We start from the raw sequence: 24601 nt of genomic DNA, 5'->3' as shown, positions 1-24601 counted from the left end.
CTAAAGGGAGGTGAGGGCCTGCAGGGTCGCGTCCGGCAGGCGGGAGAGGTGAAGGGTCAGCGGCCCGATCTCGCCGTTCAGGGCCAGGTCGTAGGCGCGGGACCCGTGGCCGATGACGAGGGCGGTGAGGTCCGGCGGAACGACGGTCCCCGCGGCGGAAGCGATCGTTCCCCCATTCAGGCAGGCCGAAACCCCGTCCGCGCCGTAGGACACCGCGAAGCGGGCGATGGCGCCCGCGGCCACGCTGCCGACGACGAGGTCGAGCGCGGTGGCCGCCCCGCTTCCCACCAAGCGCAGAGCACCCGTCGGTAGAACCCGCAGCGTCAGCCGGTTGGCATTCGTCCCGTCATCCAGTTGGAAGATCCCGGCGGACAGGTTCGCAGGCGGCAGTTGCGGCAGCAGGATGGTGCCTACCAGCGTGCCCTGCACCCGCTGGGCAGCGGAGAGCGGAAGGATGGGGGCGTCGACGGCGCGCGTGCTGGCCGCGATCGCGCCGGCAGGTGGCAGGATCGGGCTCGAGGCCGAGGCGGCCTGCTCCGCCTGAACGCCCGCCAGGTCGATGGTGAGGTTGAGTGCGGCCCCGCTGGCTACCGCCAGGCGGAGAGTGGGAAGAACGGAGGTCGTCGTGGAGCCGGTCACGAGCCGCGATGCTTCGGCGCGCCGCCAAGTGGTCGATAAGCTCACGGCGGATCCCGTGGTTAGCGAGCCCGCCGTGGTGTTCGCATACTCGCGGACCTCGGACTGCCAGGTAAGCGTCCCGACCGCCGGCGCGCCGGGCGCGAGACGCACCAGATGCGAGCAGGTCCAGGTCTGCCCGGGGGCCGCCGCGATGTTCCCGATGGCGTCGAGATTGGGGCGAATGGTGCTGGCCGCCGTCGAGGTGCCGAAGAGGCGCAGGCGGACATAGGGAAAGCCGCCATCCATCCCCGTTCCCACCACCTCCCATGTCAGCCCCGGGAAGGCAGGAAGTGCCCATCCGGTTGGCAGGGAACCGCCGGAACCGAGGGATCCCGGCACCGTGCCCTCCCCGCGCGGGTTGCGGGCGCCGTTGGTGCGCGCGGCCTCGATGAGCAGCCGGCGTGCCGCGCCGGTCAAACGTGGCGCGTTGGACGCGGCCTGCTGCCAGGTCACGCCATCGGCGCCGAGCGCCATTGCCGTTGAGGCGCGGGAGAAGACGATGCCGGGCGCGAGCGCCTCCCCCGCGATGAGCCGGAGCGAACCGGTCCCGCTCTCGAGCGCATGGACAATGAGTGCTGCCCCGATCATCAGGGCGCCCCTGCGCCGGAGAGCTGACAAAGCCTCGTTGCCCCGCCATCCGGCGAGTAGACGAGCAGGCTGGCGATGCCGCCGGCCCGGATCCGCGTGAGGCCGTCGGGGTTTACGACTCCTGTCGAAAAGCCCGAGAGGTTCACCGCGAGATCCGCCCCCGTCCGGTTCACCACCATGCAGGCGAAGCCGTTGGCGGTTGCCGACCAGTCCAGGAACAACGCGGCGCCCGGATTGGCGACCAGCAATCGGGCATTGTGCGCCGAGAAATTGAGCGCTATGGACGAAGCAATCAGGGCCACCGGCATGGGCCGCGCGGTGAGGATGTTGTCCACATAGTTGCGCGTGGCCGCCTGCAGGGGCGACGCCGGATCGGCGGGCAGGTTGAGCGGCCCGGTCAGCGTCACGGCACCGCTGGAGGCGACCCGGAGGCGCTCCGCCACCGCGCCGCCCGACCGCGTCTCGATCACCAGCGCGCCGGCCTCCGCACCCGCGGCCACGCCTTCGGCAATGGCAGAGACACGGGCATAGGTCACCTCCGCGGCGGCGCTGTTGTTGCCATTGCCCTCCAGCGAGAAGAGGCGGTCGTTTGCCGCCGGCGCGGCCGAGACGCGGCGCAGGCGCAGGGTCAGCGGCTGGGTCATGCCGGCACCGCCGACAACATAGGCAGGATTCGGATTGGAGCCGGGGTCGCCGGCCAGATACACGTCGCTGCCGACGACGCTGAGCGAGGCAGCTGCCGTGTCGGCATTGCCGTGCAGCCGCAGCATGGCGCCGGCACCGGTGCTGCGGCGATGCAGCGCGACCACGCCGTCCGAACGCGCCGAGAGCCGTGTCTCGATGACACCCGCGGAGGAGATCGCGGCCAGTTCCGACTGGCCGCCGATGATGCGCGCCACGCCCGGCGCGCTGGCCATGCGGCTGCCGGCGATCTGCATCTTCAGCAGCGCCGCGGCGCTCTGCCCCGTGAAGCTCGTGCTCTTCAGATCGCAGCCGAGGAGCTGCAGGCTGTCGGCGGCGTCGAACACATGGACGCCGCCATAGATGTCGCAGCCCATCAGCACGAGCCCGCCATCCTGCAGCTCCACCGAGCGGCCGGAGCCACCGGGAAGCATGACGCCGGCGATGGTATTCTGGTCGGACGCCTGGACGTTGACGACGAGTGGCCGGCCTTTGCTCGACCAGAACCCGCCGTACCACTTGTTCCGGTTGGCCTGGCCGGTGATCTGCACGCCGATGGTCGCGGGATCCACCACGATGCCGTCCACGCCGCAGTTCACGAACTGGGCGGAATGCGTCAGGTCGTCCAGGTGCCAGCCGATGTCGTGGCCGAATTCGAAGCAGTTGACGAAATTCGGCATGTCCGCGTCGTAGATCCAGAAGGCCTTGCCGCGCCGGTGGTTGGGCGCGGGATTGACCGATCCGCCGCTGGTGTAGGCGCCGGCGAAGGCGCTGCCCGCGAGGTCGATCACCGTGGCATTGGGCGTGGCGGCGACAGTGAAGCGCCCGTTCGCGCCCGCCACCCCGCCGATGCCGCCGACCACCACCAGATCCCCGGGCAGCAGCTCATGCGCCGTGCTGGTGGTCACCCGGACGAGGCCGGCGCCGTTGTTGGCGCAGCCGCTGACCGCGTAGGTGGCCGAGGAGAAGCTGCGGCCCGTGGTGGCCAGCGGATGCCAGTTGATCCGCTCGTTCTGCGCGATGTCGTAGGACCGCCCGAGATAGAGGCCGTTGGTGCAGTCGCCGACGATGTCGCGGATGCGCGTGCGGCTGGCGCCGTTGCTGTACACGCCCCAGGTGAAGCCGATGATGAGCAGCCCGCGCACGGAGGCGTCAGTGGCGTTGGTGACGCTGCTGCCCGTGGTGCCATCGCCGATGCTGACCGCGGTGCCGGAAAAGGCCGCCGTGCAGTCCAGCGCCTCGCGCAGCGTGTTGGGCCCGATGAAGCCCTTGCGCAGGACTGCCACCTGCTCCAGCGATGCGTTGCGCCGCAGGCGGATGGTGCGGGCCGGGTTCAGCATCAGGCAGTAGGGCAGGGCGCTGTAGTCGTTGTTCACGCGGAAGCCGCCGGGATCGATCCCGCCCTGGAGCGTGACATTGGCGGGGATCACGAGGTCCGCGCTGTCGATCAGGTAACGGCGCGGCCCGACCATCACCACCCCGCCGCCCGCCGATGCGGCGGCGTTGAGGGCGGCCTGGAATGCGGCCGTGTCGTCGGAGGTGCCATTGCCGGCCGCGCCGTAGTCGCGGACATGCAGGGGTCGGTCGGCCATCACCGCGTTGCGGATCTGGCCGAAGCTGGCGCGGCGCGTTTCCGCCGAGGCGCCCACGCCCTGCACGAAGGGTGAGATGTCCGTGTCGGCGAAGGAGGAGGCGGGCGGGAGGTCGCTGATCTTGCTGTCGGGCATGGTGGGCTGGCAGCTCCGGAAGGGGGCGGGGCGTAAGGTGCGGGGAAGGGGAGGCGCTACATCACGAGCCTGGAACCGGTCTCCGCGAGCATGCCGAGCCCGCTCTCGATGAGCAGCGCGAAGGCGGAGAGCACCACGAAGGAGGGAGAGAGCTGCGCCACCAGCGCATCCGCCGCGTCCTCCGCCTTCAGCCGGTAGCCCGTGCCCGGCACGGGCGCCGTCAGCGTGGCGATGGCGCTTCCCGAGGCGACCGCGGCGGTCGTCGGCCCCACCACCACGGTTCCGGCCGCGTTGACGATGCTGAACCTCACCGAGGTGGTCGCGCCGGAGGCGGCGGCCTGCACGGTGAAGGTCTCGCCCTGGTTCACGCCGCTCGGCACCGGGCCGAGATTGATGCAGCGCGCGACCGCCGCCGCAGCAAGGTCCGCCTCGATGTCGAGCGAGCCCGCGCCGTTCAGCCGCAGCGGGGAGGAGGTGGCATCGACGACGAGCCCGTTCCCGACCTCCGCACCGGCGCGGACCGGCAGGATGGCCGTCGCGTCCGCCGCCTGCAGCACCATCATGTGGCCGGAGAGCAACCGGTTGCCCGCCGCCGCGAAATACCCGGCCGACAGCACCGTGGCCCGCGTGTCGCCTGTCTTGTAAAGCCACAGGGTGAAGCTGTCGGCGGCAACGATCGGGATCAGGTTGCTGGCAATGTAGGGCATGCGGGCATGGCTCCTGCCGGAAGACGCGGGGCGGGCGCGAAAAACCCCGCGCGGCAGGGCCGGGCGGGGCTGAAAGGGTGTCTGGAGATGCGGGCGCAGTTGTCCCGTTGGCAGGAGGGGAACTACAGGACCATCCGCCTCAAGTCAAGAACAAGTTCCTATTTCAGTCCAGAAAACATACCCAGCTTGCGCGCGGCCCGCTTCCACATAACCTGCGCCCTTCCAGCGCCCCTTCGGGAGACGGCATGAGTCCTTTTCGCCCCCTGCTGCCAGCCCTCCTGCTGCTGGCATCCGTCCTTGCCGGACCTGCGGTGGCGCAGCAACCGGTCCTGAACGTGTACAACTGGGCCGACTACATCGACGCGCAGGCGATCGAGGGTTTCCAGCGCGAGACCGGCATCCGCGTGCGCTACGACGTGTATGACAGCCTGGAGACGCTGGAGGGCAAGCTCTCCGCCGGGCGTTCCGGCTACGACGTGGTCGTGCCCACCAGCGAGCCGAGCTTCGCCCGCCTGGCGCGTGCCGGCGCCCTGCGCGTGCTGGACCGCCAGGCCATCCCGAACTGGGCCAACCAGGATCCCGCGCTGCTTGCCCAGGTGGCCGGCAGCGATCCCGGCAACCGCCACGGCGCGATCTACCTATGGGGCACGATCGGGATGGGCCTGCGCGCGGACCGCATCCGGGCCCTGGCGCCCGACGCACCGCTCGACAGCCTCGACCTCATCCTGAAGCCTGAGAACGCCAGCCGCATCGCCCGCTGCGGCATCGCCATCATGGACAGCGGCATCGACGTCATCCCCTCCGTCCTCCGCTGGCTGGGCAAGGACCCGAACAGCGCCGATGCCGCCGATGCGCGGGCGACCGAGGCGGCGCTGCTGGCGATTCGCCCGCATGTGCGCGCCATCATCCCCTCCGCCGCCATCACGGACGCACTGGCGCAGGGCGAGTACTGCGCCGTGCTCACCTATTCCGGCGATGTCGTGCAGGCGCAGAGCCGCGCCCCGAATGGCGGCCTGAGCTACGCCCAGCCGAGGGGCGGCGCGCAGCTCTGGTTCGACATGCTGGCCATTCCCGCGGATGCGCCGAACCCCGATGCGGCGCAGCGCTTCATCAACTACATGCTGCGACCCGAGGTGATCGCCGGCGTGACCAACCAGGTGCACTATCCCAACGCCGTCCCCGCTTCCCGCGCGCATCTGCGCGCGGAGGTCGCGGCGGATCCGAACGTCTATCCCTCGGCGGAGGCCGTTGCGCGCAGCTTTACCGTCGCCGCCCCCGGCCCGGCCGCCGAGCGCACCCGCGCCCGCTCCTGGTCTCGCTTCAAGGCCGGCCGTTGACGGGCGGTGCCGCGCGGCCGCTGACCCCGCCACGCCTCTCCCTCCATGGCGTCACCCGCCGCTTCGGCGCCGTGGCGGCGCTGGACGGCGTCTCGCTCGATGTCGCGCCGGGCGAGTTCCTGGCCCTGCTCGGTGGCTCGGGCTCCGGCAAGTCCACCCTGCTGCGCGTGGTTGCCGGTTTCGAGACACCCGATGCCGGCACCCTGCAGCTGGACGGTACGGACCTGCTCGGTACGCCTCCGCACCGCCGCCCCGTGAACATGATGTTCCAGTCCTACGCGCTGTTCCCGCACATGACGGTCGCCGCCAATATCGGCTACGGCCTCAGGCGCGAATCCCGCCCCCGTGCCGAGATCGCCGCCCGCGTCGCCGAGGCCATCGCCCTGCTGCGGCTGGACGGGCTGGAATCCCGCCGACCCCACGCACTGTCCGGCGGCCAGCGCCAGCGCGTGGCCCTGGCCCGCGCCCTGGTGAAGCGCCCGCGCCTCCTGCTGCTGGACGAGCCGCTGGGTGCGCTCGACGCCAATCTGCGCGAGCGCACCGGCTTCGAGCTGCGTGCCATCCAGCGGGAGAGCGGCGCCGCCTTCATCATGGTCACCCACGACCAAGCCGAGGCCCTGGCCCTCGCCGACCGCGTCGCGGTGATGGATCGCGGCCGCCTGCTGCAGGTCGCCCCGCCGCGCGAGCTGTACGATCGCCCGGCCACCCGTTTCGTCGCCGAGTTCCTTGGCGCCGCCAACATCCTGACGGGTAGCCGCACCGCCGATGGCGCGCTCGATTGCCCTGGTGCCGCCTGCACTCTCCGCGCCGCCGCGCGCTTGCCGGAAGGCGTCGGCGCTGTTGCCCTTCGCCCCGAACGCATCCGCCTCGCGCCGGCCGAGGGCGAGAACAGCGCTGCCGGCAGGGTGGAGGAGGCGGCTTTCCGCGGGGAGAGCAGCATGCTCCTCGTACGCCTGGTCGGTGGCGCCCTGCTGCGCGTTTCCCATGCCGAGGAGGACGGTGCGCCGCCGCCGCGCGGCGCGGATGTGCGCGTGACCTGGGATGCTGCCTCCGTGGTGCCCCTACAGGGATGAGGATCGCGCTCCGCTTGTTCCCCGGCCTCTGGCTCGCGCTGCTCGTGGCCGCGCCGCTGGTGCTGGTCGGCATCATGGCGCTGTCCTGGCAGGCCGAGGGCGTGCCTCCCTACGCCACCCCCTGGGCAGGGCAGGGGGTTAATCCCGAAAACCTCCGGCTCCTCGCCGAGGATCCGCATTACCGCGCCGCACTGGTCCAGTCCCTCATCACCGCCGCGCTCACCGCTGCGCTCTGCCTGCTGCTGGCCATGCCGATGGGCATTGCCATCGCTCGCGCCGGTCGCTGGCGCGACGCGCTGCTCGGCGCCGTGCTGCTGCCCTTTTGGACCGGCTTTCTCATCCGCATCGGCGCCTGGATAGGCCTGCTGCGCGACGAGGGCTGGATCAACAGTGTTCTGCGCAGCCTGGGCCTGACGGACCAGCCCATCCCGCTGCTCTACAGCCACGGCGCCATGCTCGTCGGCATGGTCCACGCCTACCTGCCCTTCGCGGTGCTGCCCATCTTCGCCGCCGCCACCCGGCTGGACCCCGCGCTGGAACAGGCCGCCGCCGATCTCGGCGCCACGCCCGGCCGCGCTTTCCTCACAGTCACCCTGCCGCAGCTCGCCCCCAGCCTTGCCGCGGCCTTCCTCCTCGTCTTCATCCCGGCCGCGGGCGAGTACGTGATCCCCGAGCTCCTCGGCCCGTCCGACGCCACCCTCGTCGGCCGCGTGCTGTTCCAGGAGTTCTTCCAGAACCGCGACTGGCCGGTCGCCAGCGCCCTGGCCCTGGCCCTGCTCGCGCTGTTGATCGGCCCGATCATCCTGTTCCAGCGCTTGGGCCGGCATGCATGACGCCCCGCTGGCTCAGTCCCGCCCTCTGGTCAGGCCTCGCATTCCTCTGGCTGCCCGTGGTCCTGCTGGTCGCCTACGCCTTCTCCGGGGACGCGGTGCCCTTCCGCTGGGGCGGTTTCTCGCTCCGCTGGTTCACGGCCCTGGCCGCCAATGACCGCCTGCTTGAGGCCACTTGGTTATCCCTCCGCGTCGCCGCCGGCGCGGCCAGTCTCGCGGTCCTTCTCGGCGGTGCCATTGGCTGGGTCCTGGCCCGCCACGGCCCCTTCGCCGGGCGCTCGGCGCTCGGCGCCCTGGCCGGTGCGCCGCTGGTCCTGCCGGAGGTGGTGACCGGCCTTTCCCTCCTTCTCCTCTTCGTGGCGCTCGAGGCCGCCACGGGCTGGCCGGCAGGGCGGGGCGCGGTCACCGTCCTTCTCGCCCATGCCACGCTAGGCAGCGCCTATGTCGCCGTCATCGTCCAGTCCCGCCTCGCGACCGCGGACCGGGACCTGGAGGAAGCGGCGCTGGATCTCGGCGCCACCCCGGCCACCACCTTCGCCACCATCACCCTGCCGCTCATGGCGCCGTCGCTGGCCGCGGGCTGGCTCCTCGCCTTCACCCTCTCGCTCGATGACGTGGTGCTGGCCTCCTTCACCTCGGGCCCGGCCGGCACCACCCTGCCGGTCGCCCTCTTCTCCATGCTGCGCCTGGGCATGACGCCGGAGGTGAACGCGCTGGCCACGCTCCTGCTCGCCGCCGCCGCGCTCACCCTTGGCGCGGTCGGCCTTTTGTTGCGTCGGCGGGACTGAAATGCGGATTCCGGCGGTTCCGCCTGCGGGCGAGGGGGGGTAGGGTCCGCGCCGTCACGAAACCGACAAGTCCGAGAGCGATGACCCTTACCGCCGAGCGCCTGAACAAGATCTCCCCCTCCCAGACCATCGCCATCTCCACCAAGGCGCGTGAGATGAAGGCGGCAGGGCGGGACATCATCAGCCTTTCGGCCGGCGAGCCGGACTTCGAGACCCCGCGCAACGTGAAGGATGCCGCGATCCGCGCGATCGAGGCCGGCGAGACCCGCTACACCGACGTGTCAGGCACCCGGGCCATGCGCGAGGCTGCCGCGGCCAAGTTCAAGCGCGACCACGGCCTGGACTACAAGCCGGAGGAGATCACCGTCTCCACCGGCGGCAAGCAGGTGATCTTCAACGCGATGATCGCGACGCTGGACAAAGGCGACGAGGTCATCATCCCCGCCCCCTGCTGGGTGTCCTACCCCGACATCGTCGCCCTCGCGGACGGCACGCCCGTGATCGTCGAGGCCGGCCCGAACCAGGGCTTCAAGATCACCGCCGAGCAGCTCGAGGCCGCGATCACCTCGAAGACCAAGTGGTTCATGCTGAACAACCCGTGCAACCCCACGGGCGCCGCCTACACGGCCGAGGAGCTGAAGGCTCTCACCGACGTGCTGCTGCGCCACCCCAATGTGTGGGTCTTCACGGACGATATCTACGAGAAGCTCGTCTATGATGGCTTCAAGTTCGCCACCGTCGTCGAGGTGGAGCCACGCCTTCGCGACCGCACCGTGACCATGAACGGCCTGTCGAAGGCCTATGCGATGACCGGGTGGCGCCTCGGCTATGCCGGTGCCCCGGCCGCGCTGGCCAAGGCGATGGACAAGCTGCAGAGCCAGTCCACCTCCAACACCTCCTCCATCACCCAGGCCGCTGGCGTCGAGGCGCTGAACGGCCCGCAGGAGACGGTGGAGGAGATGCGCCAGGCTTTCGAGCGCCGCCGCAACCTCGTCGTCTCCATGCTGAACGAGGCGCCGGGCATCCATTGCAACACACCGGAAGGCGCCTTCTACGTCTTCCCCTCCGTCACCGGCTGCCTGGGCAAGACCACCAAAGGAGGCAAGCTGCTGAGCACGGATGAGGAGTTCGTCCTCGCCTTGCTGGAGGAGGAGGGCGTCGCCACCGTGCACGGCTCCGCCTTCCTGTTCCCGGGCTACATGCGCATCTCCTACGCCGCGGCCGACGACCAGCTGAAGGAAGCCTGCACGCGCATCCAGCGCTTCTGCCAGGGCCTGCACTGATCTTCGCCTTCCGCCCTGCCGCGGAGAGCGACTTCGAGGCCCTGCTCGACCTCTCGATGCGGGTGATGCGCCCGCATTTGGAGCGGCTGGGGCGGTACGACCCCGCCCGCCGCCGTGCCCGGATGCGGGCGGGCTTCGACCCAGCGGCCTTTCGCCTGATCGAGAGCAACGGCCGCGTCCTCGGCTGCGTCGCGGTGCTCGATGGGGCGGATTACCGCGAGATCCACTCCTTCTATCTCGAACCGGATGCGCAGGGCCGCGGGCTCGGCCGCGCCGTGCTGGACGCCATCCTCGCGGAGCGGCCGGGGATCCCGACGCGGCTGGAGGTGCTGAAGCAAAGCCCCGCCGCCCGCTTCTACGAGCGCGCCGGTTTCCGCCTGACAGAAGAGACCGGGTTCGACCGCCTCTACGAGCGCCCCGCGGCCGCGCCCGGGGTTGGCGCGGCCCCGCCCGGGGCCTAGTTTTCGCCCGCCTTGTTGCACCGACACTGCTGGAAGTTCCCGAATGCCCGCCCTCGCCCAGAGACTGCAGGAGATCCAGGTCTCCGGCTCCACCCGCATGTCGATCCGCGCGCGGGAACTCCGCGAGGCCGGGCACAAGGTCATCAGCCTCACCGTCGGCGAGCCGGACTTCGCCACCCCGCCCCATGCGATCGAGGCCGCGCACCAGGCCGCCCTAGCGGGCAAGACCAAGTATCCCCCGAATGACGGCTGGCCCGAGCTGAAGGCCGCCGTGCAGCGCAAGTTCCGGCGCGAGAACGGGCTGGATTACGCGCTGAACGAGATCCTGATCGGCAATGGCGGTAAGCAGGTCATCCTGGATGCGCTGCTGGCCAGCGTGGACAAGGGCGACGAGATCGTCATCCCCACCCCGTTCTGGTCGGCCTATGCCGATATCGGCAAGCTGGCGGGCGGCGTGCCCGTCCTCGTGCCCTGCCCGCAGAACAACGGCTTCAAGCTGCGCCCCGAGGACCTCGATGCCGCCATCACGCCGCGCACGAAATGGGTGGTGCTGAACTTCCCGAACAACCCGTCCGGCGCCGCGCTGACGCGTGACGAGGTGGCGGCGCTTGCCGCCGTGCTGATGCGCCATCCCCATGTCTGGGTGATGTCGGACGAGATGTACGAACACATCAGCTACGTCGAGACGGGCTTCCACAGCATCGCCGCCGTGGAACCCGGCCTGCGCGATCGCGTGCTCACCGTCAGCGGCGCCTCCAAGACCTATGCGATGACGGGGTGGCGCGTCGGCTTCTGCGGCGGCAACCGGGCGCTGATCAAGGCCATGACCAACATGCAGAGCCAGACGACGAACGGCATCGCCACCGTCGCCCAGGCCGCCACCATCGCCGCCCTCGATGGCCCGCAGGACGGCGTGGCCGAGCGCGCCCGCATCTACCGCGAGCGCCGCGACATCGTGGTGGCGATGCTGAACGAGGCCCCCGGCCTGCAGTGTCACCACCCTCAGGGCGCCTTCTACGTCTATCCCAGCGTCGCCGGCCTGCTGGGGCGCAGCAGCGCCGGCGGCCGCCGGCTGGAGACGGATGAGGACGTCGCGATGGCGCTGCTGGAGGAGAACCACGTCGCCACCGTCGCCGGCACCGCCTATGGCATGAGCCCCTATATCCGCCTCTCCTACGCGACGGACACGGAGACGCTGCGCGAGGCCTGCAGCCGCATCCAGGACTTCTGCCGGGGCCTGACGTGACCGCGATCATCCGCCCCGGCCGCGACGCCGATGCGGAAGCCTTCATCCGCCTGATCGGCGATGCCTGGGCCGAGTACCCTAACTGCGTGCTCGACGTGGACGCCGAGGTGCCCGAGCTCCGCGCCCTGGCGCATCACTTCGAGAAGGTCGGCGGCGCCCTCTGGGCTGCCGAGCAGGATGGCGAACTCGTCGGCATGGTCGCCACGCGCCCGCTGCGCGACGATGATGAGGCCTGGGAAATCGGCCGCATGTACGTCGCGAAATCCGCGCGCGGCACCGGCCTCGCCCACACCCTGCTGGACGGCGCGGAGCGCTACGCCGTCGAGCACGGCGCCCGCCGCATGATCCTCTGGACCGACACGCGCTTCGAGGCGGCGCACCGCTTCTACGAGAAGCGCGGCTATGTCCGCGCCGGCTCCATCCGTATCCTCGACGACATCTCCAAGTCCCTCGAATTCCGCTACGCCAAGCCCGCGACGGGCGTGGTGGTGGAGGTGCTGGATGCTGCCGCCGCGGCCAGCGCCGAGCGCCGCCTGGCGGAGATCCTGGCCGCCTGCGTCAATGCCGGCGCCTCCGTCTCCTACCTGCCGCCCCTTTCGGGCGAGGCCGCCCGTGCCTACTGGCGCGGCGTCTCCGCCGATGTCGCCACCGGCCGCGTGGTGCTCCTCGCCGCGTGGTGCGACGGCCAGCTCGCCGGCACCGCGCAACTCGTCCTCGCGCAGCAGCCCAACGCGCCCCATCGCGCGGAGGTGGCGAAGGTGCTGGTGGACCCGGCCTTCCAGCGCCGCGGCATCGGCCGCGCCATGATGCAGCGCGTGGAGCAGACCGCGCGCGCCACCGGCCGCAGCCTTCTCGTTCTGGATACGGAAGCGGGCAGCGGCGGTGAGCCCCTGTATCGCGGCCTGGGATGGCAGGAGGCCGGCCGCATCCCCGGCTATTCGCGAAGGGCCGATGGCAGCCTGCTGGACACGATCCTGTTCTGGAAACGGCCGTGATGACCGAGACCCTCATCACCCCGGCCTGGTGTCGGATGATGGCAGCCTACAACGCCGAGATGAACCGCCGCTTGCTCACGGCCGCCGCGCGGGTGCCCGACGCGGCCCGGCGCGAGCCCCGCGGTGCCTTTTTCGGCAGCCTGCACGGCACGCTCAACCATCTGCTCTGGGGCGACATGCAGTGGATGTCTCGCTTCGACGGTGGCCCGAAGCCCTCGGTGGCGCTGAAGGAAAGCCCGGCGATGGAGCCGGACTTCGCCACTCTCTCCGCCGCCCGCACCGCAGTGGATGCCCGCATCACCGGCTGGGCTGAGGGCATCACGCCGGAATGGCTGGCCGGCGATCTCACCTGGTACAGCGGCGCCGCCGGCCGCGAGGTGTCGCGTCCCCTCGGCCTGCTGGTCACGCATTTCTTCAACCACCAGACCCATCACCGCGGGCAGGCGCACGCCTTGCTCACGGCCGCCGGTGAGGACACCGGCGACACCGATCTTTTCCTGGTGATCTGAGCCGGATCAGCCCGGCGAGCGCTCGAGCAGCTCGACCCGAACCTGCTCTGGCCCCTCGACGAAGGCGATCCGCGTCGTCGGGTTCGGGTTGCTCGGCTCCATCACGATCCGTACGCCCTTGGCGCGCAGCTCCTCGACCACGGCGTCGATCCCCGTGACCGCGAGCGCCAGATGCTCGATGCCGAGGAAAGGCGCGGGCGGGACGGACGGCGTGCTGGCAGGCACCCGGTCGATGAACAGGTTCAACCCACCGAGGTCCAGCACCACCCGCAGGCTCGTCGGCGTCTCCTGCCGGCGGACCTGAACCGCCTCGAAGCTCTCCACGAACCAAGCGCCCGTCGCATCGGGATCGGGACTGCGGAGATGCACATGGTCGAAGGCGAAGCGGGTCATGGCAGCATCCTCAACGGGCGACGTTGATTCCGGCACTACCACCCACATAGGCCCCGCGCGAGCCCTCCCGCGGCTCGCAGGCGGCAAGCCCGAGCAGCGCCACCGCCACCAGCATCACCCTGATCATACCGGCTGGCCCCCATGGTTCGGCAGGTCGTTCAGATGGCACCGGCTCTTGTGCCCCGGCGCCACCTCGACCAGCGCCGGGATCTCCACCCGGCAACGATCGAAGGCGTGCGGGCAGCGCGGATGAAAGTGGCAGCCGGCCGGCGGGTTGAGCGGGGAGGGGATCTCCCCGCGCACCACGGCGAAAGCCTTCTTCCGCGCCTCGATCCGCGGCACGGAGGCGAGCAGCGACTGGGTATAGGGGTGGTTGGCGCGGGCGAAGACGACATCGGTCGGCGCCTCCTCCACCACCCGGCCGAGATACATGATCACCACCCGGTCGCTCAGATGCTCGACGACGCCGAGATCGTGCGAGATGAACAGGTAGGTGAGGTCCAGCTCCCGCCGCAGCTTCATAAACAGGTTCAGGATCTGCGCCTGGATGGAAACGTCCAGCGCCGCCACGGACTCGTCGCAGACCAGGAATTCCGGCTGCACCGCAAGGGCGCGTGCGATGCCGATGCGCTGCCGCTGCCCCCCCGAGAACTGGTGCGGGTAGCGCGACTTGAAGGAAGGATCGAGCCCCGCCCGCCGCATCTGCTCATCCACATAAGCGCTGAAGCCCGCCCGCGTGGTCAGCCCGTGGAACAGCGGCGCCTCGCCGATTATCTCGGCCACCTTCAGGCGCGGGTTGAGCGAGGACATCGGGTCCTGGAAGATCATCTGCGCCTGCAGCGTCGCCGCGCGCGATTCCTTGCCCTGCAACCCCGTGCGGTCCTTCCCGCGCCACAGGATGCTGCCATCCGAAGGCGGCAGGATGCCCGCCACCATGCGCCCGAGGGTGGACTTCCCGCAGCCGGACTCGCCGACCAGCCCCACCACCTCGCCGCGGCGGATGGTCAGGTCGACCTTGTCCACCGCATGCACCACCTCGTCGCGCAGCGGGGCGCCCAGCTTGGCGAGGATCTTGCCGGCGAAATCCAGCCGCTTGGCGAAGCGGCGGGAGACACCCACCACCTCGATCATCTTCTCGCCCTGGGCCCGCGCGGCCGAAGCCGCCTGCTCCGGGGTCTGGATCGCCTCGCTCATGCGGCCACTCCCGCGTCCTCGAGATGGGGCCGGAAGCAGCGCGCCTCATGGGCGGGCAGGATCTCGGCCATGGGGGGCGACTGGCGGCACACATCCGCTGCACGCGGGCACCGTGTCTGGAACGGGCAGCCCGGCGGCAGGTTCAGCAGGGACGGCGTGGTCCCCGGGATCTGCCGCAGCGGCTCGCCACGCTTGTTGCGGCTGGGCACGGAACCCAGCAGCCCGACCGTATAGGGATGCAGCGGATGATCGAGCACATCGACGACCGATCCGTACTCGGCAATTTCGCCCGCATACATCACGGCAATATCGTCCGCGAGACCGGCGACGACGGAGAGGTCGTGCGTGATCCAGATGATGGAGGTGCCAGTATTGGCCGCCAGCTTCTGTACCTCGGCTAGGATCTGCCCCTGGATCGTCACGTCCAGCGCCGTCGTCGGCTCGTCCGCCACGATCAGCTCCGGCTCGTGCAGCAGGGCGATGGCAATCGCCACGCGCTGCCGCATGCCGCCCGAGAACTGGTGCGGATAGGCTTTCAGCCGCTCGTCGGGGGAGGGGATGCCCACCATGCCCAGCGTGTCCCGCGCGCGCTGGCGGGCGGCCTCATGGCTGATCTTCCGGTGGGCCTGCATCGTCTCGATCATCTGCGTGTCGATGCGCAGGACCGGATTCAGCGTCATCATCGGGTCTTGGAAGATCATGGCGATGCGGTTGCCGCGAAGCTGCCGCATCTCCTCCTCCGAGGCCGAGACGAGGTCCCGCCCGTCGAACAGGATCTGCCCACCGGTGATCCTCCCGGGCTCGTCCACCAGCCGCATGATGGAGAAGCCGGTGACGGTCTTGCCGGAGCCGGACTCGCCGACCAGCCCCAGCACCTTCCCCCGCTCCACGGTGAAGGACACATCGTTGACGGCCGGCACGACGCCGGCGCGCGTGAAGAACTTCGTCTGCAGGTTCCGGACCTGCAGGGTGGGGGGCGCCGCGGAGGCGGGGACGGAGGGCTGCACGTTACTTCTTGAGCCGGGGGTTGAGGACGTCGCGCAGATGGTCGCCGACCAGGTTGATCGAGACGATGGTGATGAGCAGCGCGATGCCGGGATAGAAGGAGATCCAGTACTTGCCCGAGAGCATGTACTCGTAGCCATTGGCGATCAGCAGCCCGAGCGAGGGCTCCGTGATCGGCACGCCCAGGCCGAGGAAGGACAGCGTCGCCTCCAGCGCGATGGCGCGGGCGATCTGGATGGTCGCCACCACGATCAGCGGCGGCATGCAGTTCGGCAGCAGGTGGCGGAAGATGATCCGCCGCGTCGGCAGTGCCAGGCACTGTGCCGCCTCCACATACTCCCGCCGCCGCTCCACCAGCGCCGTGCCGCGGATGGTCCGGGCATAATAGGCCCATTCCACCACGATCAGCGCGATGACGACGTTCATGATCCCCTTGCCGAGAAAGGCCAGGATCATCAGCGCCGAGAGGATCGTCGGGAAGGAGAGCTGGAGATCGACCAGCCGCATGATGATCGTATCGGTCTTGCCGCCCGCATAAGCCGCGAGCATGCCGAGCGAGGCACCCACGATCGCCGCAACGATCGCGGAGCCCGCGCCCACGACGAGGCTGATCCGGAGCCCGTACATGATGCCCGAGAGCATGTCGCGCCCCTGATCATCGGTGCCGAGCCAGAAGGTCATGGTGTCGTCGCCGTTGCGCGACCCCGGCTCGAGCCGGCCGTCCATGATGTCGAGCTGGGCAAGGTCGTAGGGGTTCTGGGGAGTGATCACGGGCGCGAGGATCGCAATCAGCACGATCGCCACGAAGACAATCAGCGCGCCGAGGGCGATCTTGCTCTCCGCGAACTCCGAGACGAAGCGCTGGAACGGCGTCTCGACGCGCGGTGCCTTGACGGGCGGGACGACGGGCGTGGGCTCGGCGGTGGTGACGCTCATCACTTGCTCTCCAGCCGCACGCGGGGATCCAGCACGGAATAGAGCAGGTCCACCACCAGATTGATGATGATGAACATCAGCACGATGCTCATCAGATAGGCCACGATGACCGGGCGATCGAGCACGTTGATGCTGTCGATGATCAGCTTGCCCATGCCCGGCCAGGCGAACACGCTTTCCGTCACCACCGAGAAGGCGATGGTCGAGCCGAGTTCCAGCCCCACCACGGTGACGACGGGGATCAGGATGTTCTTGAACACATGCACGCCGATCACCCGGCTGGGCGAGAGCCCCTTGGCGCGCGCGAACTTCACGAAGTCCATCAGCATCGTCTCCCGCACGCCCGCGCGGGTCAGGCGGATAACGAGGCTGATCTTGAAAAGCGCCAGGTTCAGCGCCGGCATTGCCATATGCGCCAGCCCATTCCAGGTCAGGAAGGACCAGCGCATCCCCAGCAGTTCCACCGTCTCACCGCGCCCCGTGCTGGGCAGCCAGCCGAGCTGCACGGCGAACACCATGATCAGCATCAGCCCCACCCAGAAGGTCGGCAGGGAAAAGCCGAGGATGGAGCCCGCCATGATCGCCTTGGCACCGGCCCCGTTTGGCCGCAGCCCGGCATAAAGGCCGAGCGGCAGCCCCACCAGGATCGCCAGGAAGGTGGCGCCGAAGGCCAGCTCCAGCGTCGCCGGCGCTCGCTGCCCGATCAGCTTCAGCGCCGGCTCGTTGAATACGAAGGAGCGGCCGAGGTCGCCCTGCAACGCCGCGCCGAGGAAGGAGAAATACTGCTCCCACAGCGGCTTATCGAGCCCGAGCGCCGCGATCGCTCGCGCCCGCTCCGCCTGGTCCGCATCCGGCGAGATCAGGATCTCCACCGGATCGCCGATCGCGTAGACGCCGATGAAGACGATGACCGACATCGCCAGCATCACCAGCGCCGCCTGGATCAGCCGGCGCAGAAGATAAACGCTCATCTTTTACTTCCCTCGGGCGCGGCCGCGACTCTCTCGGCGGCACCCTTCATGGCTGGGCAGGGCGCGGATCGGGTGCCCGAAGGGCCCCATCCACGCGCCTCGTCAGGGTCCGCGCCTGTGCATCGGGCAGCACAGGAACCACGGTGGCGGCCGGCAGCAGCGTCGTCATCGCCTTCACCCCTGTCCGAACTGCCATGTCGCCGCTCAGGGCTGCGCCGGGCTGATGTCCTGCGCGCGCGTCAGCTCATCCGCACGCGCCTCGTGCCGCAGCCCGCGCCGCATGGCCCAGATGTTCTTCTGGATATGGATCGGGATGATGCCGACGTCGTCCATGGCAATGGTCGTCGCCTCGCGCAGCACCGCCTCGCGCCGGGCGTCATCCAGCGTCCGCAGCCCTTCGTCGAGCTTCGCATCCATCGCGGGGTTAGAATAACGCCCGCGGTTGGACCCGCCCCAGCCGCGCGCCGGGGTCGCCGTTGCCAGCAGCGAACGCAGCGGGCTGGTCGGCTCGCCGGAGGAGGTGCCCCAGCCCACCAGCATGGCGGAAAGCTCCTGCCGCCCGGCCCGCGCCACGAATGTGGCCCAGGGCTGCCCCTCCACCGCGGTGCGCACGCCGATGCGCGTCCACATCTGCCCGATCGCCTGGATGATCCGGGCATCGTTCATGTAGCGATCGTTCGGCCCGTGCAGGGTGATGCGGAAGCCCTGCGGATAGCCGGCCTCGGCCAGCAGCCGGCGCGCGGCATCCGCATCGGCCCGCGGCACGCGCCGATCGGGCAGGGCGCCGAAGGCGGTGGGAGGCAGCAGCTGCGTGGTGGGGCTGGAGGCGCCCTCCATCACCCGGTCCGTGATCGCCTGCCGGTCGATGGAAAGAGACAGCGCCTGCCGCACCCGAACATCGCGCAGCGGATTGCGCGGCAGCGGCTTGCCGTCATTGTCGGTGATGAACGGCGTGGAGCCGTCGCGCGAATGGTCCAGCGCCAGGAAGATCAGCCGCAGCCCGTCCACCTCGCTCAGCTGCACGCGCTGGTCGCCGCGCAGCTTGGCGATGTCGCTCGTCGGCACCTGATCGATGAAGTCCACATCGCCCGAGAGCAGCGCCGCGGTCCGCGCCGCATCATTCGTGATCATGCGGTAGTTCACGCGCTGCCAGTGCGGCCTGTTGCCGAAATAGGCGTCGTTGCGCGTGTACTCGATCCGGTCGCCGCTGCGGTAGCTGGTCATGCGGAACGGACCGGTGCCGATGGCCAGGCGGCCGGAGTTGAACTCCTCCGTCAGCGGGTTCGCATGGGTCTCGCTGTCCAGCATCTGGATCTGGCCGAGATCAACGGGCAGGAGCGGGTAGGGGCCATTGGTGTGGAAGCGCACCGTCAGCGGGTCCACCACCTCCACGCGCTGGATAGCGCGGGTGTAGATCCCATAGGAGGACGGGCTGTTCGGCACCGTCGGCACGCGGGCGATGGTGAAGGCCACGTCCTCGGCCGTGAAGTCGTTCCCGTTATGGAATTTCACCCCGGGCCGAAGCTTGAACTCCCACACGCTCTCGGAGATCGGCGTCCAGCTCAGCGCCAGCCGGGGCTCGATGCGCGCCCGGGCGTCAAAGGCCGTGAGGCTGTCAAACAGCATGTCGGCCACCGCGTAGTTCGGTGACAGCGCATGGTAATGCGGATCGAGCGAGGTAACGGGCGCGCCGACAGCCAGGTTCAGGGTCTGTGCCCCCGCTGCGCCAGGCAGCGCGAATGCCGAAAGGGCGGCCGCAGCGGCCACCGACACGATCTTCTTCTTCATAACAGTCCCCCGGGTTTCCCGATGGCGCCTTCCCGGGCCTGTTCTAGCAGTCCGTGGCCTCTCCCGCTAGTTTGCGACATCCGAGATTAAAAATGGGAGAGATTAACGTGACAGCGCCCATCAGCCGACGCCTCTTTGTCACAGCCGCTGCCGCCCTGGCAGCCATCACCGGCGGGCTTGCCCCTTCGGTGGCCGATGCTCAGGGCGCCCCGGCCCCCGCGGGCCGTCCGCTCAACATCGGCATCGGCGGCGCCGTCACATCACTCGATCCGCATTTCTACAACGCTGCCCCGAACAACAGCCTGTCGATGCACATCTTCGACCGGCTGGTGGAGCGCGACGCCCAGACCCGCCTCGTCCCCGGCCTCGCCCTCAGCTGGACGCCCGTCTCCGAGACGGTGTGGGAGTTCAAGCTGCGCCCGAACGTGAAGTGGCATGACGGCAAGCCCTTCACCGCCGATGACGTGGCCTTCACCATCGAGCGCACGCCCAACGTCCCGAATTCCCCGGGCGGCTTCGGCGGCTTCGTTCGGGCGATCCGCCGCGTCGAGGTCGTCGACCCGCTGACGATCCGCTTCCACACCGCCGCTGCTGCTCCGTTGCTACCGACCGAGCTCGGTTCCGTCGCCGTCATCTCCCGCCATGTCGGCCAGGGTGCGGCCACCGAGGACTACAACTCCGGCAAGGCCGCCATCGGCACCGGCCCTTACAAGGTCGCCTCCTACGCCCCCGGCGACCGGACGGAGCTGGTCCGCAACGACGACTGGTTCGGCCCGAAGCAGCCCTGGACCCGTGTCTCCTACCGCTTCATCGGCAACGACAGCGCCCGTACGGCGGCGCTCCTCGCCGGCGACGTGGACCTGATCGACCAGGTTCCCACCAGCGACCTCGCCCGCCTGCGCCGCGAGAGCCGCGTCACCCTCGCCGAGGTCCAGGGCGTGCGCGTGATCTATCTGGTTCCGGACCGCTCGCGGGACAGCAACGTTCCCTTCGTCACCGACAATGCCGGCCAGCCCCTGCCGAAGAACCCCTTCAACGACCTGAAGGTGCGCCGCGCGCTGTCGCTTGCCATCAACCGCGAGGCCCTGTGCCGCCAGGTGATGGAGGGTACTGCCGCGCCCACCGGTCAGTGGCTGCCCCCCGGCTCCTACAGCTACAACCCCGAAGTGAAGGCCGACGCCTTCAACCCCGACCAGGCCAAGGCACTGCTCGCCGAGGCGGGTTACCCGCAGGGCTTCAAGCTCACCCTGCACGGCCCGAATGACCGGTACCCGAACGACTCCCGTATCATCCAGGCCGTCGCCCAGATGTGGCAGCGCGTCGGCGTTCAGACGACGGTGGATGCGCTGCCCTGGGCCAGCTTCTCGGTCCGCAACAACCGGCAGGAATTCGCCATCCGGCTCCTCGGCTGGGGCAGCGTGACGGGCGAGGCGTCCTACACCCTCGTCAACATTACCGGGACCTTCAACCCGGAGAAGCGCCTGGGCGCCAACAACAACGGCCGCTACGTCAATCCGGAGCTGGACGCGCTGACCGAGCGCGCCGTCGCAACCCTCGACGACGGCACACGCGAGAAGCTGCTGCAGCAGGCGGTGAAGATGGCCATGGACGACCTGGCCTTCATCCCGCTCTTCCAGCTGGTGAACCTCTGGGCCCTGAAGCGCGGCCTCGCCTACGACGCGCGCGCGGACGAGCGCACCCTGGCAGCGTCGGTGACACCGGCCGCCTGATGCGAAGCGGGGTCCGGAAGGCCTGGCCTTCCGGACCCCGGATCCCACGGCACCCTTTCCACGTGCCCCTACCGGGCGCGCTACTCCTCGTCGGCCTCCGCCACCGGCAGGATCATCGTCTCCTTCGCCGAGGACAGCGCGACAACAATCTCCGTCCGCTCCACCCCGGTCTGACCGCGCACCTCGTCGGCCACGAAGCGCTCCAGCGCTGCAAGATCCGGCAGCCGCAGCTTCAGCATGCAGTCCCAGGCCCCGCTCACCGCGTGGCACTCCAGCACCGCGCCGGCGCGGCGCATCGCCTTGCGGAAGGCGCCGTCGTCGCGGCCGGGCCGAAGCTTCACCATCACGAAGGCCAGCAGGGGGCAGCCCACGGCCGCCGGGTCGAGCGCCGCGTGCCAGCCGCGGATGGTCCCGCGCTCCTCCAGCCTCTTCACGCGCTCGGCCGTCGCGGAAACCGAAAGGCCGGCGACCTTGGACAGTTCCGACAGCCCCGCGGCGCCGTCCTGCTGCACGGCGATCAGGATGTTGCGGTCAATCTCGTCCATCAGGTGAGCGTAGAGCCTCTCGCCGTCGCTGAAAATCGCCCCGGAGCGTGAATAGGCCCGGAACGAGCCGGCAAGCGAAGCGCGTGCTGCAAAAACGGAACTTACCGGAGATCCCGGCCCGGTCCGTGCGCAGGGAAGGGGAGCTCGCGCTCCCCCGTCATCGGGCCCTGCGGCCCGCGTCGCCCGGACAGGCTCAGAGGACTGGTACTGTCCGGGCCAGGCGCCGCCTGCGGTAGAAGCGCCGGAACAGGAGCACCGCAAGAATCAGCAGAGCGCCGCCGGCAATGGCGTGGAACAGCCGCTCGGGCCCGATCAGACCACCCAGGAACCAGCCCGCCGCCACGAAGCTACCCGCCCAGACACCGGCCGCGATGAAATTCAGCACGGCGAAGCGAAGCCGGCCGATACCCGCCAGCCCACAGGCCGCGGCCGCCACGTTGCGGATGCCGTAGAGGAAGCGGAAGGTCAGGATGAAGATGGTGCCGTACTGCAGCAGCATCGTGGTGGCGCTGGCCATCTTGGCCTCGGCCTTCGGGTAGCGCTTCATGATGCGCGGGCCGTATTTCCGCCCAAGGGTGAACCAGGTCTGGTCCCCCAGGAAGGAGCCGATCCAGACGGCTCCCATCAACAGCCAGGGGTCCACGGCACCGGTCATCGCCCCGATGGCGGAAGCGGCCAGCACGAAGGTCTCACCCTCGAAGAACGCCCATAGCGCCGCCAGAAGATAGGCGGCCGCACCCCAGTCAGCCCAGAACTCTGCCACGCGAGCCCCCAGTCCTTTGGAGCATTATTACCGGAGCGTCATCCTCAAGAAAGCGAAATCGATTCCTTGTCGCACAAAGGAGACGGATTCTTTCGGCAAGGCGCCTGGGCATGAATATGAGAAGGGGCGCCGCAAGGCGCCCCCTCCCATCAACACATCTTTGGCCGCAATCAGATGTAGTGCTCGCCCAAAGGAGCGAAGCCATTGAAGGCCTGGCTCGCATAGGTCGTCACATAGGCGCCGGTCGAGAGGATCTCGATCCGGTCGCCGGGCTGGAGCGCCGCCGGCAGCCGGTAGTTTGACTTCTCGTAGAGCGTATCGGTGCTGTCGCAGGTCGGCCCCGCGATCGTCACCGGCCCCTCCTCCAGCCCGTCATGCGGCGTGCGGAAGGCGTATTTGATCGACTCGCCCTCCGTCTCCGCCAGCCCGCCGAAGCGCCCGATGTCCAGGTACACCCAGCGCACCGGATCGTCCTTCGCCTTGCGGGAGACGAGCACGACCTCGGCCGAGACCACCGCCGCATCCGCCGCGATGAAGCGGCCGGGCTCGACCACGATGTCGGGCAGGGCATTGCCGAAATGCTCCGCCATCGCGCCCATGATGGCCGCGCCGATATCGTCGATCTCCGGCACCTCGGAGCGGTAGCGCACGGGGTAGCCGCCGCCCAGATTCACCATGCGAACCTTCACCCCGGCATCGCGGAGGTCGGTGAACAGCATGGCCACCTTGGCGATCGCCGCCGCATAGGCACCCGGGTTGGTCTGCTGGCTGCCGACATGGAAGGAGAGGCCGAAGGGATCCAGCCCCATCTCGCCCGCCTTGATCATCAGCTCGCGCGCCATCTCGACCTCGCAGCCGAACTTGCGCGACAGCGGCCACTCGGCGCCATCATTGCCCACCAGGATGCGGCAGTACACGCGGGCGCCGGGCGCCGAACGGGCCAGCTTCTCCAGCTCACCCTCGGAGTCGAAGGCAAACATCCGCACGCCACGGGCATAGGCGGCCCGGATGGCGCTCTCCTTCTTCACGGTGTTGCCGTAGGAGATGGACTCCGCCGCCGCGCCGGCCTCGAGCGCCGCCGAGATCTCCTCGAAGGAGGCCGCGTCGAAGCAGGAGCCGAGCCCCGCCAGGCGCTCCAGGATCTGGTGCGCCGGGTTGGCCTTCACGGCATAGTAGATGCGAGCCAGCGGCAGGGCCGTCTGCAGGCGCCGGTAGTTCTGCTCGATGCGGTCCACGTCGAGCACCAGGCACGGCGTCGCCGGCTGCACATCGGCCAGGAACTGCGCGATCTTCGGAGTCATAGCACCCACCCCCAATTAGAGGCGGCAAGGCCTCCGCAACTGAGCGGGTTCCCTGCCAAGATTGACGAACGGTCGAACGAACCAGCGACCAAGTGAGAGCCTGTCAGGTCTTGCCGACAGGGGTTGCCAGAACGCTTGACGTCGTTGCGTAACCTTGCGGGCCAGAGGCACGTGCGTACTGCGTCTGTGGGGCAGATAGCCCCCGTGCCCCGGGGGTGCAAGGCCCATCTCGACCCCAGGACCCGATTTTTTCCGTGAGGCATCAGAACCGCCGGAAAGGTCCCGGATTAACTTGGAAGTGACCGGCCGAAACCCGGGCCGAACTGCATGGCGACCGGTCGGATTACGGCGTCGAAACCTCCACCGGCACGCGGTAGGCACGCAGGAACACCTCAACGGCCTGATCCACCACCGCGCCGATCGCCGTGTCGCTCGGCACTGGGCCACCCAGCACGGTTCGGAGGTACAACTCGCCGCGCAGCAGCCCCATCATGTGGTCCGCCGCCACCACCGGATTGGCATCGGGGCGCAACCGCCCCTGGCGCTGCTCCTCCTGGATCCGACGCGTCAGCCAAGCATGGCCCGATCCAGGCCCGGCCTCGTAGAAGGCGCGTGCCAGATCCGGGAAGCGGGCGCATTCCGCGATCACGGTCCGATGGATCGCCACGCTCTCCGGCTGCAGCAGGAAGCGCATCCAGAGCCGCCCCATCTCCCGCAGCGCCCCGTCCGCCGTGGCGGCGTGGGACGCGATCTCCTCCGACTGCGCTGCGATGGTCGTGCAGCGCTCCCCCACGATGGCGCCGAACAACGCCTCCTTGCTCGCGAAATGGGCATAGACCGTGGCCTTGGACACGCCGGCCTCCTTCGCCACCGCGTCCATGGAGACGGTGGCGTAGCCCACGCCCATGAACAGCCGCGCCCCGGCAGCAAGGATAGCGGACCGCTTGGGCGAGGTTTCGGTGGCAGAGGCGAGGGCGAGGGACAAGGGAGCGGGAACCTCCGGGGCAGGGAATTGCGCCATCATGTGATACTGAACCGTCCAGTTTTCCATGGACAACCCACTGGCCGCATC

Annotated in this window: 24 protein-coding genes; 10 read left to right on the top strand and 14 right to left on the bottom strand. The window is 69.3% G+C overall.

Annotated elements, in window-relative coordinates; translation table 11 throughout:
• From ACVBD7_RS13495 to ACVBD7_RS13485, 3 genes are read right to left on the bottom strand one after another with little or no spacing between them, the layout of a single operon-like run.
• A complete protein-coding gene (locus tag ACVBD7_RS13495) occupies window positions 1–1266 on the bottom strand; it encodes a hypothetical protein (RefSeq protein WP_458093752.1) in 1266 nt (421 codons plus the stop codon).
• Window positions 1266–3674 carry a glycosyl hydrolase family 28-related protein gene (locus ACVBD7_RS13490; RefSeq protein WP_458093751.1) on the bottom strand — a complete coding sequence of 803 codons (2409 nt, stop codon included), beginning with the start codon at window positions 3672–3674 and terminating at the stop codon, window positions 1266–1268. Before ACVBD7_RS13490 ends, ACVBD7_RS13495 begins: the two co-directional genes overlap by 1 nt.
• 56 nt (window positions 3675–3730) lie before the next feature.
• The gene (locus ACVBD7_RS13485) at window positions 3731–4381 is read right to left on the bottom strand and encodes a hypothetical protein (protein ID WP_458093750.1); all 651 of its coding nucleotides are present in this window, start codon (window positions 4379–4381) and stop codon (window positions 3731–3733) included.
• 245 nt (window positions 4382–4626) lie between these two features.
• Between ACVBD7_RS13485 and ACVBD7_RS13480 the strand changes: the two genes are divergently transcribed.
• From ACVBD7_RS13480 to ACVBD7_RS13440, 9 genes are all read left to right on the top strand, one after another.
• The gene (locus ACVBD7_RS13480) at window positions 4627–5718 is read left to right on the top strand and encodes an extracellular solute-binding protein (RefSeq protein ID WP_458093749.1); all 1092 of its coding nucleotides are present in this window, start codon (window positions 4627–4629) and stop codon (window positions 5716–5718) included.
• Window positions 5715–6791: an ABC transporter ATP-binding protein gene (locus ACVBD7_RS13475; RefSeq protein ID WP_458093748.1), complete on the top strand. Its 1077-nt coding sequence runs from the start codon at window positions 5715–5717 to the stop codon at window positions 6789–6791. The genes ACVBD7_RS13480 and ACVBD7_RS13475 overlap by 4 nt, the downstream gene beginning before the upstream one ends.
• Complete coding sequence (locus tag ACVBD7_RS13470; RefSeq protein WP_458093747.1) at window positions 6788–7624, top strand: ABC transporter permease; 837 nt, start codon at window positions 6788–6790, stop codon at window positions 7622–7624. Before ACVBD7_RS13475 ends, ACVBD7_RS13470 begins: the two co-directional genes overlap by 4 nt.
• On the top strand, window positions 7621–8409 hold the full coding sequence (locus ACVBD7_RS13465) for an ABC transporter permease (protein ID WP_458093746.1): 789 nt from the start codon (window positions 7621–7623) through the stop codon (window positions 8407–8409). Before ACVBD7_RS13470 ends, ACVBD7_RS13465 begins: the two co-directional genes overlap by 4 nt.
• 80 nt (window positions 8410–8489) lie before the next feature.
• Window positions 8490–9692, top strand: a complete 1203-nt coding sequence (locus ACVBD7_RS13460) for a pyridoxal phosphate-dependent aminotransferase (protein WP_458093745.1) — start codon at window positions 8490–8492, stop codon at window positions 9690–9692.
• A gap of 65 nt (window positions 9693–9757) precedes the next feature.
• Complete coding sequence (locus ACVBD7_RS13455; protein ID WP_458093744.1) at window positions 9758–10153, top strand: GNAT family N-acetyltransferase; 396 nt, start codon at window positions 9758–9760, stop codon at window positions 10151–10153.
• Window positions 10154–10196: 43 nt separating this feature from the next.
• Window positions 10197–11399 carry a pyridoxal phosphate-dependent aminotransferase gene (locus ACVBD7_RS13450; protein ID WP_458093743.1) on the top strand — a complete coding sequence of 401 codons (1203 nt, stop codon included), beginning with the start codon at window positions 10197–10199 and terminating at the stop codon, window positions 11397–11399.
• Window positions 11396–12394, top strand: coding sequence for a GNAT family N-acetyltransferase (locus ACVBD7_RS13445; RefSeq protein WP_458093742.1), 999 nt, complete (start codon window positions 11396–11398; stop codon window positions 12392–12394). The genes ACVBD7_RS13450 and ACVBD7_RS13445 overlap by 4 nt, the downstream gene beginning before the upstream one ends.
• Entirely contained in the window at window positions 12394–12903 is a 510-nt protein-coding gene (locus ACVBD7_RS13440; RefSeq protein WP_458093741.1) for a DinB family protein, read from the top strand. The genes ACVBD7_RS13445 and ACVBD7_RS13440 overlap by 1 nt, the downstream gene beginning before the upstream one ends.
• 6 nt (window positions 12904–12909) lie before the next feature.
• Here ACVBD7_RS13440 and ACVBD7_RS13435 read toward each other — a convergent pair whose 3' ends face one another.
• From ACVBD7_RS13435 to ACVBD7_RS13405, 7 genes are all read right to left on the bottom strand, one after another.
• Window positions 12910–13296 (bottom strand): VOC family protein, encoded by a 387-nt coding sequence (locus ACVBD7_RS13435; protein ID WP_458093740.1) that lies wholly within the window; start codon window positions 13294–13296, stop codon window positions 12910–12912.
• A 123-nt stretch (window positions 13297–13419) separates the two neighbouring features.
• The gene (locus ACVBD7_RS13430) at window positions 13420–14427 is read right to left on the bottom strand and encodes an ABC transporter ATP-binding protein (RefSeq protein ID WP_458097699.1); all 1008 of its coding nucleotides are present in this window, start codon (window positions 14425–14427) and stop codon (window positions 13420–13422) included.
• A gap of 59 nt (window positions 14428–14486) precedes the next feature.
• Window positions 14487–15497 (bottom strand): ABC transporter ATP-binding protein, encoded by a 1011-nt coding sequence (locus ACVBD7_RS13425; RefSeq protein ID WP_458093739.1) that lies wholly within the window; start codon window positions 15495–15497, stop codon window positions 14487–14489.
• Between the two features lies 1 nt (window position 15498).
• Window positions 15499–16431 (bottom strand): ABC transporter permease, encoded by a 933-nt coding sequence (locus ACVBD7_RS13420; protein ID WP_458093738.1) that lies wholly within the window; start codon window positions 16429–16431, stop codon window positions 15499–15501.
• Entirely contained in the window at window positions 16431–17402 is a 972-nt protein-coding gene (locus tag ACVBD7_RS13415) for an ABC transporter permease (protein ID WP_458093737.1), read from the bottom strand. Before ACVBD7_RS13415 ends, ACVBD7_RS13420 begins: the two co-directional genes overlap by 1 nt.
• 46 nt (window positions 17403–17448) lie before the next feature.
• The gene (locus tag ACVBD7_RS13410; protein ID WP_458093736.1) at window positions 17449–17598 is read right to left on the bottom strand and encodes a hypothetical protein; all 150 of its coding nucleotides are present in this window, start codon (window positions 17596–17598) and stop codon (window positions 17449–17451) included.
• A gap of 8 nt (window positions 17599–17606) precedes the next feature.
• On the bottom strand, window positions 17607–19190 hold the full coding sequence (locus tag ACVBD7_RS13405; RefSeq protein WP_458093735.1) for an ABC transporter substrate-binding protein: 1584 nt from the start codon (window positions 19188–19190) through the stop codon (window positions 17607–17609).
• Between the two features lie 107 nt (window positions 19191–19297).
• Between ACVBD7_RS13405 and ACVBD7_RS13400 the strand changes: the two genes are divergently transcribed.
• A complete protein-coding gene (locus tag ACVBD7_RS13400) occupies window positions 19298–20920 on the top strand; it encodes an ABC transporter substrate-binding protein (RefSeq protein ID WP_458093734.1) in 1623 nt (540 codons plus the stop codon).
• 80 nt (window positions 20921–21000) lie between these two features.
• Here the strand turns inward: ACVBD7_RS13400 and ACVBD7_RS13395 are convergent, their stop codons facing one another.
• From ACVBD7_RS13395 to ACVBD7_RS13380, 4 genes are all read right to left on the bottom strand, one after another.
• Entirely contained in the window at window positions 21001–21465 is a 465-nt protein-coding gene (locus ACVBD7_RS13395) for an Lrp/AsnC family transcriptional regulator (RefSeq protein WP_458093733.1), read from the bottom strand.
• Between the two features lie 193 nt (window positions 21466–21658).
• Complete coding sequence (locus ACVBD7_RS13390) at window positions 21659–22228, bottom strand: DedA family protein (protein ID WP_458093732.1); 570 nt, start codon at window positions 22226–22228, stop codon at window positions 21659–21661.
• Between the two features lie 170 nt (window positions 22229–22398).
• The gene (locus ACVBD7_RS13385; protein ID WP_458093731.1) at window positions 22399–23529 is read right to left on the bottom strand and encodes a type III PLP-dependent enzyme; all 1131 of its coding nucleotides are present in this window, start codon (window positions 23527–23529) and stop codon (window positions 22399–22401) included.
• Between the two features lie 343 nt (window positions 23530–23872).
• A complete protein-coding gene (locus ACVBD7_RS13380) occupies window positions 23873–24514 on the bottom strand; it encodes a TetR/AcrR family transcriptional regulator (protein WP_458093730.1) in 642 nt (213 codons plus the stop codon).
• Window positions 24515–24601 lie beyond the last annotated feature (87 nt).

It is taken from the genome of Roseomonas sp. WA12 (genome assembly GCF_054165765.1).
This window is presented reverse-complemented; position numbering and strand designations above follow the sequence as displayed.

Coding starts and splice junctions, on each gene's coding strand:
- ACVBD7_RS13495 (WP_458093752.1), bottom strand. CDS start 1,266: ATGATCGGGGCAGCACTCATTGTCCATGCGCTCGAGAGCGGGACCGGT.
- ACVBD7_RS13490 (WP_458093751.1), bottom strand. CDS start 3,674: ATGCCCGACAGCAAGATCAGCGACCTCCCGCCCGCCTCCTCCTTCGCC.
- ACVBD7_RS13485 (WP_458093750.1), bottom strand. CDS start 4,381: ATGCCCTACATTGCCAGCAACCTGATCCCGATCGTTGCCGCCGACAGC.
- ACVBD7_RS13480 (WP_458093749.1), top strand. CDS start 4,627: ATGAGTCCTTTTCGCCCCCTGCTGCCAGCCCTCCTGCTGCTGGCATCC.
- ACVBD7_RS13470 (WP_458093747.1), top strand. CDS start 6,788: ATGAGGATCGCGCTCCGCTTGTTCCCCGGCCTCTGGCTCGCGCTGCTC.
- ACVBD7_RS13465 (WP_458093746.1), top strand. CDS start 7,621: ATGACGCCCCGCTGGCTCAGTCCCGCCCTCTGGTCAGGCCTCGCATTC.
- ACVBD7_RS13460 (WP_458093745.1), top strand. CDS start 8,490: ATGACCCTTACCGCCGAGCGCCTGAACAAGATCTCCCCCTCCCAGACC.
- ACVBD7_RS13455 (WP_458093744.1), top strand. CDS start 9,758: ATGCGCCCGCATTTGGAGCGGCTGGGGCGGTACGACCCCGCCCGCCGC.
- ACVBD7_RS13450 (WP_458093743.1), top strand. CDS start 10,197: ATGCCCGCCCTCGCCCAGAGACTGCAGGAGATCCAGGTCTCCGGCTCC.
- ACVBD7_RS13440 (WP_458093741.1), top strand. CDS start 12,394: ATGACCGAGACCCTCATCACCCCGGCCTGGTGTCGGATGATGGCAGCC.
- ACVBD7_RS13435 (WP_458093740.1), bottom strand. CDS start 13,296: ATGACCCGCTTCGCCTTCGACCATGTGCATCTCCGCAGTCCCGATCCC.
- ACVBD7_RS13430 (WP_458097699.1), bottom strand. CDS start 14,427: ATGATCGAGGTGGTGGGTGTCTCCCGCCGCTTCGCCAAGCGGCTGGAT.
- ACVBD7_RS13420 (WP_458093738.1), bottom strand. CDS start 16,431: ATGAGCGTCACCACCGCCGAGCCCACGCCCGTCGTCCCGCCCGTCAAG.
- ACVBD7_RS13415 (WP_458093737.1), bottom strand. CDS start 17,402: ATGAGCGTTTATCTTCTGCGCCGGCTGATCCAGGCGGCGCTGGTGATG.
- ACVBD7_RS13410 (WP_458093736.1), bottom strand. CDS start 17,598: ATGGCAGTTCGGACAGGGGTGAAGGCGATGACGACGCTGCTGCCGGCC.
- ACVBD7_RS13405 (WP_458093735.1), bottom strand. CDS start 19,190: ATGAAGAAGAAGATCGTGTCGGTGGCCGCTGCGGCCGCCCTTTCGGCA.
- ACVBD7_RS13395 (WP_458093733.1), bottom strand. CDS start 21,465: ATGGACGAGATTGACCGCAACATCCTGATCGCCGTGCAGCAGGACGGC.
- ACVBD7_RS13385 (WP_458093731.1), bottom strand. CDS start 23,529: ATGACTCCGAAGATCGCGCAGTTCCTGGCCGATGTGCAGCCGGCGACG.